The organism is Thauera sp. GDN1 (genome assembly GCF_029223545.1).
Lineage (GTDB): Bacteria > Pseudomonadota > Gammaproteobacteria > Burkholderiales > Rhodocyclaceae > Thauera.
This window is the reverse complement of the sequence record NZ_CP097870.1, coordinates 3271710-3283868: the sequence shown is the minus strand read 5'-3', so window position 1 is coordinate 3283868 and position 12159 is coordinate 3271710. Positions and strand designations below refer to the sequence as shown.

The 12159-nt window shown below is 69.5% G+C and carries 10 protein-coding genes; 7 read left to right on the top strand and 3 right to left on the bottom strand.

Translation table 11 applies throughout. From position 1 onward, the window contains the following. Positions 1-88: 88 nt before the first annotated feature. A complete protein-coding gene (locus CKCBHOJB_RS15110) occupies positions 89-535 on the bottom strand; it encodes a hypothetical protein (protein WP_281049480.1) in 447 nt (148 codons plus the stop codon). 288 nt (positions 536-823) lie between these two features. Between CKCBHOJB_RS15110 and CKCBHOJB_RS15105 the strand changes: the two genes are divergently transcribed. The 7 genes from CKCBHOJB_RS15105 to CKCBHOJB_RS15075 all read left to right on the top strand — a co-directional run bounded on the left by CKCBHOJB_RS15105 (position 824) and on the right by CKCBHOJB_RS15075 (position 8736). Continuing rightward, complete coding sequence (locus tag CKCBHOJB_RS15105; protein ID WP_281049479.1) at positions 824-1726, top strand: ribose-phosphate diphosphokinase; 903 nt, start codon at positions 824-826, stop codon at positions 1724-1726. Between the two features lie 190 nt (positions 1727-1916). Continuing rightward, entirely contained in the window at positions 1917-2831 is a 915-nt protein-coding gene (locus CKCBHOJB_RS15100) for an adenylate/guanylate cyclase domain-containing protein (protein ID WP_281049478.1), read from the top strand. 64 nt (positions 2832-2895) lie between these two features. Then, positions 2896-3915, top strand: a complete 1020-nt coding sequence (locus tag CKCBHOJB_RS15095; protein ID WP_281049477.1) for an efflux RND transporter periplasmic adaptor subunit — start codon at positions 2896-2898, stop codon at positions 3913-3915. Next, positions 3912-6986, top strand: coding sequence for an efflux RND transporter permease subunit (locus CKCBHOJB_RS15090; RefSeq protein ID WP_281049476.1), 3075 nt, complete (start codon positions 3912-3914; stop codon positions 6984-6986). Before CKCBHOJB_RS15095 ends, CKCBHOJB_RS15090 begins: the two co-directional genes overlap by 4 nt. Positions 6987-7066: 80 nt before the next feature. After that, positions 7067-7642, top strand: a complete 576-nt coding sequence (locus CKCBHOJB_RS15085; protein WP_281049475.1) for a TMEM165/GDT1 family protein — start codon at positions 7067-7069, stop codon at positions 7640-7642. Positions 7643-7708: 66 nt separating this feature from the next. Beyond that, positions 7709-8413 carry an AzlC family ABC transporter permease gene (locus tag CKCBHOJB_RS15080; RefSeq protein ID WP_281049474.1) on the top strand — a complete coding sequence of 235 codons (705 nt, stop codon included), beginning with the start codon at positions 7709-7711 and terminating at the stop codon, positions 8411-8413. Then, positions 8410-8736 carry an AzlD domain-containing protein gene (locus CKCBHOJB_RS15075; protein WP_281049473.1) on the top strand — a complete coding sequence of 109 codons (327 nt, stop codon included), beginning with the start codon at positions 8410-8412 and terminating at the stop codon, positions 8734-8736. The genes CKCBHOJB_RS15080 and CKCBHOJB_RS15075 overlap by 4 nt, the downstream gene beginning before the upstream one ends. Positions 8737-8817: 81 nt before the next feature. On the opposite strand, the gene CKCBHOJB_RS15070 is transcribed toward CKCBHOJB_RS15075, so the two are convergent. Both CKCBHOJB_RS15070 and CKCBHOJB_RS15065 read right to left on the bottom strand, forming a co-directional pair. Beyond that, positions 8818-10236 (bottom strand): solute carrier family 23 protein, encoded by a 1419-nt coding sequence (locus CKCBHOJB_RS15070; RefSeq protein WP_281049472.1) that lies wholly within the window; start codon positions 10234-10236, stop codon positions 8818-8820. A gap of 104 nt (positions 10237-10340) precedes the next feature. Beyond that, a complete protein-coding gene (locus CKCBHOJB_RS15065) occupies positions 10341-11981 on the bottom strand; it encodes an acyl-CoA synthetase (RefSeq protein WP_281049471.1) in 1641 nt (546 codons plus the stop codon). Positions 11982-12159: the final 178 nt, after the last annotated feature.

The window sequence follows — 12159 nt, the reverse complement described above, 5'->3', positions numbered from 1 at the left end:
TCCCCGCTGGGGAGTCCGTTCGCCCCGCACGGGGCATTGCCGATGCATGTCGCGTGCGGCGCGCCATGCGGTTTTCGATCCCGAGCGCTCAGCCGTCGGGCTCGATGTCGAGGACGAGATCGGTGATCACGCCCTCTCCAGTGCTGGGTGTGCTGATGAATTCGAAATCGACTTCGAAGGCGAGTGCGCGCGGATCCTCGACCGGAACGCGCTCGAGGCGCTGCACGCCGCGTGCCAGGCGTTCGCTGCGCGACAGGCAGAGCAGTTCCGTGCCAAGGCCGACGACGTAGTTGCGTGCGGCGGTGTCGTTGCCGCCGGTGACGGCGATGGCGATGCGGGCATGCACCCGGCGGCCGAACTGTCCGGCATCGGGGGCGACATGGTTGCCGACGTAGCCGCCCAGTCCGAGCGGCCGGATGCGGCTCGGCTCGATGCGCACCGCACGGTTCATCCCCGCGGGCACGGCGGACGGCAGGAGGCTCGTGATCGCGCTGTCGAGCGCGGCGAGCGCGTCCTGCACCAGGACGTCGGGCATCGTCTTCTCCGGCAGGTGAGGTTCGTGATCCGGGGGCGGTCGTGATGCTGGCTGCAGCGCCGGCCGTGTTGTCTTTGGAATGTCCGGTCACTCATTTGTAGTAGCCCAAAATGGGCTTGTCAAACCGCTTTCCGCATTTCGCGCAGGCCGCCGGCAAGGCGTTTCCGTCCCCTTGCCGGCGGCCGTGCGGATGGGCGCCAGCCCTTCTCGCGCGCGGCGTGAAATGCTTCGCGCCGGTGCTCCCGGGAGCTCTTCAGGACCCCGCGCGCAGGGTGTAGTCTCGCGCCGATGACCAAGATCGAAGACATGGTCCTGCTGCATTTCGACGACGAAGTCGCCGAGGCCTCGCGTCTGGCCACGGCGGCCGGCATCGAAGCGGCAGTGATCGAACGCCACCGCTTCCCCGACGACGAGCTGCGCCTGCGCCTGCCCGCGCACCTGCCCGCGCGCGTCGCGCTATACCGCAGCCTGCACCGCCCCAACGAAAAGCTGCTCGAACTGCTGCTGGTCGCGCGCAGCGCCGGGAAAATGGGCGCCCAGCATCTGACCCTGGTCGCGCCCTATCTCGCCTACATGCGCCAGGACAAGGCCTTCCGTGCCGGCGAGGTGGTGAGCCAGCGCATCGTCGGCGAGTTCCTGGCCGGCCTGTTCGATGGCGTGATCACCGTGGATCCCCACCTGCACCGCATCGACACGCTGGCCGAAGCGATTCCGGTGCCGCATGCGATCGCGCTCTCCGGCGCGGGCCTGCTCGCCGACGTCGCGCTGTCGCACCGCGCGCGGCCGCTGCTGGTGGGCCCCGACCTCGAGTCGCGGCAGTGGGTCGAGACTGCGGCGCAGCGCCACGAACTCGACTTCATCGTGTGCGAGAAAGTCCGCCACGACGACCGCCGGGTCGACATCGCGCTCCCTGCCGACGCCGCGGTGCGCGGCCGGGCGGCAGTGATCGTCGACGACGTGGCGAGCTCCGGGCATACCCTCGCGCGCACCGCCGAGCGCCTGCTGGCGGCCGGTGCGGCGTCGGTCGATGTGGCGGTGACGCATGCGCTTTTCGCCGACGACGCCCTGGCATTGATCCGTGCCGCCGGTGTCGGCGAGGTGTGGAGCACGGACTGCATCGTCCATCCGAGCAACGCGGTGCAGATCGCCCCGCTGCTGGCCGAGGCCCTGCGCGCCGTCCCGCCCGGCTGAGCGCGCCCGCGCCTTCTTTCCGCAGCGTCCGCCCCTCCGGGGTGGCGGGCGCGCCGTCGCGCGCCTCGCCGGTCACGGTTTCAACGCATGGGCCCATAATGCTAGGATTCTGCCTTGCGCAGTGCAGCGAAGCACCGCCATCCGGGGGGCGGGCGGTGTCGTGCGAACCAGAACTGGAGCGAGAGGGCGCGTGGAGCAAGCGGTCAGGACCGTGGTATTCGCCGATCTGACGGGGAGTACCGGTCTGTTCGAGTCGGCAGGCAACGTGGCGGCGACGCAGATCGTCACCCGCTGTACGCACGCGCTCGGCCGCCATCTCGCCTGCGCCGGCGGGCGGGTGGTGAAGTATCTCGGCGATGGCGTGCTGGTCCTGTTCGACGACACGGTCGCCGCCGTGCAGGCCGGGGCTCATCTGCAGGAAGTACTGCACGAGCTCGCCAGCGTCGAGCTGCGCCGCGCCGCGCTGGGGGTCAAGACCGGCATCGATCGCGGCGCCATCGTCGAGCACGACGGCGACTGCTACGGCGACGCGGTGAATGTCGCCGCCCGTCTCAGCGACCGCGCCCAGACCGGCGAGACGCTGATCGGCGATGCGGTGTTTGCCAGCCTGCCCGAGCCGCTGCGCATCGCCTGCCACAGCCTGGACCGCATCACGATCAAGGGCAAGGCCGAGCCGATGCGGGTGTGGCGGGTCGATTTCGCCCGCACCGCCGAGACCACGCTGACGACGCTGCTCGACTACCACGAGCTGGTGGACGGCGCGCGTTCCGTCCGTCGCATCGACATCGATCGTCTCGACCAGCACGTCGAACTGCACGCCGACGACGCGGCGCTGATCATCGGCCGCGGCGAGGGCGTCGGCTTCCCCGTCGACGATCCGCGCGTATCGCGCCGTCATGCTCGCATCGAGTGGACCGGCGGGCAGTGCCTGCTGACCGACTTCAGCAGCAATGGCAGCTGGGTGCGCTTCGTCGGTTCGGCGGCGCCGGTGATGCTGCGTCGCGACACCTGTACCTTGTATGGCGAGGGCGAGATCGGCCTGGGGGCGACACCCGACGACTTCACCGCGCCGACGCTGCGTTTCCGGGTCATCGACCAGGGTTGAGCTTGCAGCGGGTGGTTTCCCATGCGGTGGCTCCCCTTGCCGCGATTTCCGTGACCGAGTTGCGATGAGTCCGTTCCGACGCTTCACCCTGGTGCTGCTCGCCCTCCTGCTGCCGCTGACGCCGCGCGCGGCCGAGTGGTCGCCGCGACCGCTCGCCGAGATCGCGATCTATCCCGAGTTCCGTGCTCCGGCCACCGTGGTGGCGCAGGAGGAGGCGCGCATGGCGGCCGAACTGTCGGCGCGCGTCGTCGCCATGCCGGCGCGGGTCGGTGCCTTCGTGGCGCGCGGCGCGGAGCTGGTGCGGCTCGACGACGCCAGCTTTCGCATCGAGCACGAGCGCGTGCGCGCCCAGATCGCGCTCATCGACAGCCGCATCCGCCTCGCCCGCGCCCAGCTCGAGCAGTCGCGTGCGCTCGCCGCGCGCGGCTTCATCAGTGCCGACGGCTTGCGCATCCGCGAGACCGAGGTCGGCGTGCTGCAGAGCGAACGCGATGCGGCCCGCGCCGCGCTGGCGGCGGCCGAGCTCGCGCTGGCGCGCACCGTGATCCTTGCGCCCTTCGACGGCGTGGTGCGCGAGCGCCTGGCCGCGGTGGGCGATCTCGCCGCGCCCGGCACGCCGCTGCTGGTGCTGGCCGCCAGTGCGGATGCCGAGGTCCATGCGCGCGTGCCGGAAGGCCAGATCGACGCGCTGCAGGCCGCGGGGGCGTGGACGCTGGTCGTCGGCGATAGCGAACATCCGGTGCACATCCGCCGCATCTCGCAGGTGGTGGATGCGGCCGGGCAGGCGCGCGACGTGGTGCTCGCCGGCGACGGCGAGCTGACGCCCGGACTGGCCGGGGAACTGCGCTGGCGCAGCACGGTGCCGCACCTGCCGCCGGCCTATCTGCAGCAGCGCGACGGTCGCCTGGGCGTGTGGGTGGTGCGCGAGGGCGAGGCGGTCTTCGTGGCGCTGCCCGCTGCCCAGGCCGGGCGGCCGGTGGCGGTGGACTGGCCGGCGCAGACGGCGGTGGTGGATGAGGGGCGCTTCGCGCTCGGCCTGCGCGCCGGGCAGGAGCGTGGGCAGGCGGGCGGGGGCGCGCAGTGAAGGGGCTGTACGGGCGGCTGATCGACAACCATCCGCTCGCCAACATCGCCTTCCTGATGGTGCTGCTGGGCGGCCTGCTCAGCTACCTGACGCTGCCGCGGGCGCAGGACCCGGAGATCAACTTCAACTGGGTCAGCATCATCACCACGCTGCCCGGCGCCTCCGCCGAGGACGTCGAGCGCGAGCTCACCGGCCCGCTCGAGGACGCGATCAAGCAGGTCAAGGACATCCGCTTCGCCTCGTCGTCGAGCCGCGAGGGCGTGTCCTCGATCCTGGTGCGCTTCGAGGAGCTGGGCGAGCGCCAGTTCGACAAGCGGGTCAACGACCTGCGGCGGGAGATCCAGAACAAGGCCTCGGCCGAGCTGCCGCCGGATGCGACCGATCCGGTGGTGATGGAGATCACCAGCTCCAACGGCTTTCCGACCGCGATCCTGATCCTGCACGGCAGTGGCGGCGAGAGCCTGCGGCGTGCGGGCTTCCTGGTGAAGAAGGAGCTCGAGGGCCTGGCCGGGGTGGACCAGGTGATCGCCGCCGGTCTCGACGAGCCCGAGCTGCACGTGGATTTCGACCCGGCACGGGTGGCGGCGGCCGGCCTTTCGCCGGTGCAGGTGGCCGACGGCGTCGCAGCCTGGTTCCGCAACACGCTGGCCGGGCGGGTGCGGGTGCAGGACCGCGAATGGCTGGTGCGGATGGAGGGCAAGACGCCCGACCCCGAGACCCTGGCGCAGGCCGCGGTGGTGACGCCGCACGGACGGGTCGCGCTCGACGAGGTCGCCGAGGTGGTGCGCAGCCACGAGCGCCCGAGCCAGCTGGTCAGCTACAACGGCCGGCCGTCGATCATGCTGTCGATCAACAAGCAGGCCGGCACCAACACCCTCGAGCTGGTCGAGCGCCTGCAGGCCTTCGCGACCGAGCGCAATCCGCTGCTCGCCTCGCAGGGCGTGCAGCTGGCGCTGATCGACGACCAGACCCACGCCACCCGTCATGCGATCGGGGTGATGGAGTCGAACGCGATCTTCGGCCTGTTCGCGGTGCTGGTGTTGTGCTGGGTCTTCCTCGGGTCGCGGCTGGCGCTGCTGGTCGGGCTGGGGGTGCCGTTCGCGCTTGCCGGCACCTTCATCGCGGTGGACGTGATCGGTTCCACGCTCAACCTCACCGTGCTGCTCGGCGTGGTGATCGCGCTCGGCATGCTGGTGGACGACGCGGTGGTGATCGTCGAGGCGATCTACTACCGCCTGCAGCGCGGCGAAGAAGCGCGCGAAGCGGTGATCGGGGGCATCGCCGAGGTCGGGCTGCCGGTGCTGTCCTCGGTGCTGACCACGATCGCCGCCTTCCTGCCGCTGATGCTGCTGCCGGGCATCCTCGGCAACTTCATGTTCGTCGTGCCCTTCGTGGTCACCGTCGGCCTGCTGGTGAGCCTGGCCGAGGCGTTCTGGATCCTGCCCACCCACATCATTGCGCTGGGCATGCAGCCGGCGCGGCGTACGCGCGCACAGGTGCTGCGCGAGCGCCTGACGCACTGGCTGCGGGTGAAGTACGCGCGCGCGCTGGTGGCGGTGCTGCGCCGGCGGCGGCTGGCGGCGGCGGCGCTGGTCCTGCTGGTGGCGGGGGCGGGGGGCGCGGTGGCGTCCGGGCTGGTGAAGGTGCAGTTCTTCGCCTTCGACTCGATGCGCCTGTTCTACGTCAGCGTGGACATGCCGGCCGGGGTGACGCCCGAGCGTACGCTGGCCGAGGCCGAGCGCGCCGCGCGGGTGCTGGAGCAGGCGATCGACGGCAGCGAACTGCGCTCGATCGCGAGCTACGCCGGGCTGAAGTTCACCGACACCGAGCCGGTCTATGGCGACCAGTACGCCCAGGTGCTGGTCTCGCTGCTGCCGCGCGCGGCCGACATGCGCGACACCGGCGAGATCATCGCCGGCGTGCGTCCCCTGATCGAGGCCCTCGAGGGCGAGGCCAAGTTCTCCTTCCTGGAAATGAAGGGTGGCCCGCCGACCGCGAAGCCGATCTCGGTGAAGATCAAGTCGGACGACTACCCCGAGCTGCGCGCCGCCGCCGATGCACTGCTCGCCGAGGTTGCCCGCCTGCCCGGGGTGAAGGATCTGACCGACGACGACGTGCCGGGACGCAGCGAGATGCGGCTGACACTGAACCGCGAGAAGCTCGCGCGTGCCGGCGTCAACCCGGCCGAGGTGGCGCGCCTGCTGCGCCTGTACGGCGAGGGCGAACTCGTTGCCACTACCCGCGACGGCGGCGAGAAGCTCGAGGTGGTGGTGCGCGCACGCCCGGAAAGCCTCAACGACGTCACCGAGCTGTTGCAGCGCGTGGTGCCGCTGGCCGATGGCCGCAGCGTGCAGCTCGGCGAGCTGGTGGATCACGAGCTGCGCCTGTCCAAGGGCTACATCCGCCACTACCAGCTGACGCGCGCGATCACCGTCGAGGCCGAGCTCGACCGCAGCCAGATCGACACCGTCGAGGCCAACGACCGCCTGAAGGCGGCCTGGGCGCAACTGCAGCCACGCTTCCCGGGCGTGGAGCTGGACTTCTCCGGCGAGCTCGAGGACATCCAGGAGAGCCTGGACTCGATGGGCAGGCTGTTCGCCCTCGGCATCGGCCTGATCTACCTGATCCTCGCCACCCAGTTCCGCAGCTACTGGCAGCCGCTGATCATCCTGCTCACGGTGCCGCTCGCCTTCACCGGCGTGGTGCTCGGCCTGCTCGTGTCGGGCAATCCGTTGTCGCTGTACACGCTGTACGGCGTCATTGCGCTCACCGGCATCGCGGTGAACTCCGCGATCGTGCTGATCGACGCCGCCAACGAGCGCCGCGCCGCCGGCATGAGCGTGCAGCATGCGGCGATCTATGCCGCGCGCCGTCGCCTGGTGCCGATCCTGATCACCTCCACCACGACCATCGGCGGCCTGTTCTCGCTCGCCATCGGTCTGGGCGGGAAATCGCTGATGTGGGGGCCGGTGGCGGCCAGCATCGTGTGGGGCCTGGGGTTCTCGACCGTGCTGACCCTGTTCGCGGTCCCGCTCGTGTATCGGATGGTCATGCAGCGCGGCGGCCGATAGAATGCTGCGCCGCGGCACGATGCCGCGGATAGCGCCCCGGCGCCGTGCCGCGCCTCTTCCCCCCTTCTCTCGCCCCCGCCATGGACGCTTTTCTCGTCTCCACCGCCATCGTCGCGCTCGCCGAAATCGGCGACAAGACGCAGTTGCTCGCCTTCATCCTTGCCGCCAAGTTTCGTCGCCCGTGGCCGATCGTGCTCGGTATCCTGGTCGCGACCCTGGCCAACCACGCCTTCGCCGCCGCGGTCGGCACCTGGCTGACCACGCTGATGGGGCCGCAGACCCTGCGCTGGGTCCTCGGCCTGTCCTTCATCGCGATGGCGGTGTGGACCCTGATCCCCGACAAGCTCGACGAGGACGACGCCAGGCTGCCGCGCTTCGGCGTGTTCGGCGCCACGCTGATCGCCTTCTTCCTCGCCGAGATGGGCGACAAGACCCAGGTCGCCACGGTGGCGCTGGCGGCGCAATACCAGATGCTGGTGGCGGTGGTCGCCGGCACCACGCTCGGCATGATGATCGCCAACGTGCCGGCGGTGCTGCTCGGCGACCGCATCGCGGCGCGCATGCCGGTGAAGCTGGTGCATGGCATCGCGGCGGCGATCTTCCTCGGCCTCGGCATCGCGACCCTGGCCGGCGCCGGCGAGTCGCTCGGCTTCTGACGCGGGCCCGCGGGCCCGGACTGCGGCGCCCGCTGCTATGCTTGTGCGCTTTTTCCTGGAGCGCTGATGGAATCCGCATTTCGCCGCGGTGCCCGCGAGGGCCTGCGCGACTTCCTGCCGATCTCGGTCGGCCTGCTGCCGTGGGCGATGGTCACCGGCATCGCGATGCGCTCGATCGGTCTTACCGAGCTCGAGTCGCTCGGCATGAACCTGCTGGTCTATGCCGGTACCGCACAGCTCGGCGCGCTGCCGCTGATCGCCGCCGGCGCGCCGCTGTGGCTGATCATGCTCACCGCGCTCGCGCTCAACCTGCGCTTCGTGATCTTCAGCGCGGCGATCGCGCCGGTCTTTCATGACAGCACCTTCGCCCGCCGGCTGGCGTCGAGCTACCTGCTGGTCGACGGCGTGTTCGCGGTCGGTGTCGACAAGCTGCTGAAGGCGGACGACCCGCACTGGCGCTGGGGCTACTACATCGCGCCCTCGGCGTTCAACTGGTGCGTCTGGCAGAGCTGCACCGCGCTCGGCATCTTCGGTGCCGAGTTCGTGCCGCGCGACTGGTCGCTGGAGTTCATGGTGACGATCGCGCTGATGGTGATGGTGCTGCCGATGGTGCGCACGCGGCCGATGCTGGTGGCCGCGCTCGCCGGCGGGCTGGGTGCGGTGCTGTTGCGCGGGCTGCCGCTGCGCCTCGGCGTGGTGGCCGGCATCGCCCTTGGCATTGCCGCCGGTTTCGCGGCCGAGCACTGGCAGCAGCGCGGGAGGCGGTCGTGATCGAGGGCGTGTGGTTGTGGGTGGCGTTCGCGCTGATGGCGATGACCACCGTCGGCACCCGCGGCAGCTTCATCCTGCTCGGCGAGAAGGGGCGGCTGCCGCCCGCGCTGCAGCGTGCGCTGCGCTATGCGCCGGCGGCCGCGCTGTCGGCGCTGGTGATGCCCGACCTGCTGATCGACGGCGGCGAGGTCTCGCCCCTCAATCCCAAGTTCGCCGCCGGGCTGGTGGTGCTCGCGGTGGCGCTGCGCTGGCGCAACCCCTGGCTGCCCTTCATCCTCGGCATGGCGGTGCTGCTGCTGATGAGAAAGGGGCTGGGCTGGTAGCCTCGTCGGCTACCGGCATCAGCCCCCTGGGCGGTCCATGCGGCGGCGAAGCGTCGCGCTTCACCGCCGGCGGTCCCGGACTCAGGACTTCTGCGCGACCCCGTGCTCGTCGCCGGCCTCGATGTCGGCGGTGTTGTCGCCGATGATCGACAGGTCGCTCCTGGCGCGCTGGGCGGCGTTCGGGCGCTCGATCAGCCACCATAGCACCAGGCCGATCACCACCGCGTACACGGTCGCCTTCGGGTCGGGCATCGCCAGGGTCACCGCGACGATGCCGGCGACGCCGCGCTCGGTCGAGTTCTTCAGCTCTTCCATGCCCACCATGATGCAGATGTAGGCGGTCAGCACCAGGGTCAGCGACAGCGCGATCGGCAGCACCGGCTTGAAGATGGTGACCAGCGGCAGGACGAAGACCGCGATCAGGCCGGTGATCCAGAAGGTGCCGCCACCGGAGTAGATCGAGTCCATCGCCTTGCGGCCGAGCGCGTAGCGTTCGGCGACGGTGGCGTGGGCGGCGGTCCACAGCGGGCCGGCGAGGCCGGGCCACGGGGCGAGCAGGGCGTGCAGGCCGTTGCGCAGCGCGGTGACCATGTGCACCCGGGTGACGTCGAGCTCGATCTTCTCGTCCTGGCGCAGGTGATCGACACGCTTGCACAGCGTGAAGCCGACCAGGATGTCGCCGAAGGCGATCACGTAGGCGATGATCGCGGTCGGGATGGCGAGCAGGAACATGTCGGCGCTCGGCATGCCGACGTTGAACACCAGGTAGTCCATCATCAGGCCGAAGTCGGGCTGGGTGATGCCCCACTCGATCTTGGGCAGCGGGTATTCGCCGACCGCCCAGCCCACGATCATCGCGATGATCATGCCGGGGATCATGCCGAAGTTGGAGATCGCCTTGGCGAACTTGCTGGTCTCGACGATGTGCTTGAAGGACAGCGAGAACAGGATGTAGGCCGACACGATCGAGCCGATCAGCAGCGAGATCGGGGTGCTGTCGATGCGGCCGCCGCTCTTGAGCTCGCCCATCATCGCCGCGATGCCGGCGCCGATGATGATGCCGCTCTTGAGCGAGTTGGGGATGATCGTCACCAGCTTGTTGCCCAGTCCGGTGAGGCCGAGGAACAGGAAGATGATGAACACCTCCACCTGCAGCGCGAACATCGCCTTGACCGCCTCCGGCCCGGGCTCGAAGCCCTGCAGGAACAGCAGCACGACCGGGATCGCCGGGGTGATCCAGCCCGGCACCAGCGGCACGCCGAGCAGCGCGGGCAGCAGGTAGCCGATGCCGGCGATGACGCAGAAGGCGAGCGCGGCCTCGTAGGGCATGCCGAGGTACTTCATCAGCAGCGGGATCATGCCGAGGCTGACCACGAACATGATCAGGCCCTGGATCATCTCCGGGAATTCCCAGCGGTAGTGGATGAAGGGCAGGCGCAGCTTGAAGGGGCCGAGCGGCCAGTACGGGTGCTCGGCGCCGTGTTGGCGTTGAATGGGCACGGGGAACTCCGGTTGTCTTTGTTTTGGGCATGAGCCGGCCCGCCGGCCCGCGTCTTGCGACAGCGGGCCGGTTGGGGAGGGCGCGGCGGAGGAGGGGTAGAGGCTTACTCGATCGCGGAGGCCGACTTGGCCATCTCGCGCAGGGCGAACTTCTGGATCTTGCCGGTCGAGGTCTTGGGCAGCACGCAGAACTCGATGTGCTTGGGCACCTTGTAGCGCGCCAGGTGTTCGCGGCAGTGGGCGATGATGTCGTCGGCGGTGACGCCGGCGCCCTCCTTGACCTCGATGTAGGCCGCCGGCACTTCACCCCACTTCTCGTCGGGGCGGGCGACCACGGCGGCGGTCATCACCGCGGGGTGGCGGTACAGCACCTCTTCCACTTCCAGCGAGGAGATGTTCTCGCCGCCGGAGATGATCACGTCCTTGGAGCGGTCCTTGATCTTGACGTAGCCGTCCGGGTGCATGACCGCCAGGTCGCCGGTGTGGAACCAGCCGCCGGCGAAGGCTTCCTGGGTGGCCTTCTCGTTCTTCAGGTAGCCCTTCATGACCAGGTTGCCGCGGAACATGATCTCGCCCATGGTCTCGCCGTCGGCGGGTACCGGCTCCATCGTGACCGGATCGAGCACGGTGATCGCTTCCTGCATGTGGTAGCGCACGCCCTGGCGGCCGTTGCGTTCGGCGCGGCGGTCGATCGGCAGCGCGTCCCACTCGGGGTGCTTGGCGCACACCGAGGCCGGGCCGTAGGTTTCGGTCAGGCCATAGACGTGGGTGATGTCGAAGCCGATGCGCTCGGCTCCCTCGATGATCGCGGCCGGGGGGGCGGCACCGGCGATCAGGCCGGCCACACTGTGCTCGATGCCGGCGCGCAGGCCGTCGGGGGCGTTGATCAGCATGCCGTAGACGATCGGCGCGCCGCACATGTGGGTGACCTTGTGGCGACGGATCAGCTCGTAGATCAGCGCCGGGTCGACCTTGCGCAGGCAGACGTTGATGCCGGCGTTGGCCGCCATGGTCCACGGGAAGCACCAGCCGTTGCAGTGGAACATCGGCAGCGTCCACAGGTAGGACGAGTGCTGCGGCATGCCCCAGCTGATGATGTTGGAGGCGGCGTTGAGGTAGGCGCCACGGTGGTGGTAGACCACCCCCTTGGGGTTGCCGGTGGTGCCGGAAGTGTAGTTGAGCGCGATCGCGTCCCACTCGTCGGCGGGCAGGCTCCACTGGAAGTCGGGGTTGCCGGCGGCGATGACGTCCTCGTACAGCATCGTGCCGACGCGCTCGGTGCCCGGGTATTCGTCGTCGAGCGCATCGATGACCAGCGGCTTGTCGCCCTCGAGCAGTTCGAGCGCGGCGCGGACCACGGTCGCGAACTCGGGGTCGGTGATCAGCACCTTGGCCTCGCCGTGCTTGAGCATGAAGGCGATGGCCTCGGCGTCGAGGCGGGTGTTGAGGGTGTTGAGCACGGCGCCGGTCATCGGCACGCCGAAGTGGGCCTCGAACATCGGCGGCACGTTGGGCAGCATGACCGCGACGGTGTCGCCCTTGCCGACCCCGTTGGCGACCAGCGCGCTCGCCAGGCGGCGGCAGCGGGCGTAGGTTTCACCCCAGGTGTAGCTGCGTGCGCCATGCACGACGCTGGTGCGCGTGGGATACACCATCGCGGTGCGCTCGATGAAGCTGAGCGGCGACAGCGGCACGTAGTTGGCCGGATTCTTGTCCAGTCCTTGTTCGTATGCGATTTTCGACATCCTTCTCCACTCCCGGTTCGGCAACAGGTTAGCGATGCGGCCGGATGGCTGGACACAGTCCCGGCATCCATACCGACAAGTATGGAGGATGGCAAAAAATCTTGTCGGCAATTACGTCGGAATGTACTGAATCTTGTCCGGGTCTTGCCCGTCGGGCCGCGCACTCTAGAATGCTCCG

Bases quoted from the DNA above. Each gene is read 5' to 3' on its own strand.
- CKCBHOJB_RS15110 (WP_281049480.1), bottom strand. From the start codon at position 535: ATGCCCGACGTCCTGGTGCAGGACGCGCTCGCCGCGCTCGACAGCGCG.
- CKCBHOJB_RS15105 (WP_281049479.1), top strand. From the start codon at position 824: ATGACCAAGATCGAAGACATGGTCCTGCTGCATTTCGACGACGAAGTC.
- CKCBHOJB_RS15095 (WP_281049477.1), top strand. From the start codon at position 2,896: ATGAGTCCGTTCCGACGCTTCACCCTGGTGCTGCTCGCCCTCCTGCTG.
- CKCBHOJB_RS15085 (WP_281049475.1), top strand. From the start codon at position 7,067: ATGGACGCTTTTCTCGTCTCCACCGCCATCGTCGCGCTCGCCGAAATC.
- CKCBHOJB_RS15080 (WP_281049474.1), top strand. From the start codon at position 7,709: ATGGAATCCGCATTTCGCCGCGGTGCCCGCGAGGGCCTGCGCGACTTC.
- CKCBHOJB_RS15065 (WP_281049471.1), bottom strand. From the start codon at position 11,981: ATGTCGAAAATCGCATACGAACAAGGACTGGACAAGAATCCGGCCAAC.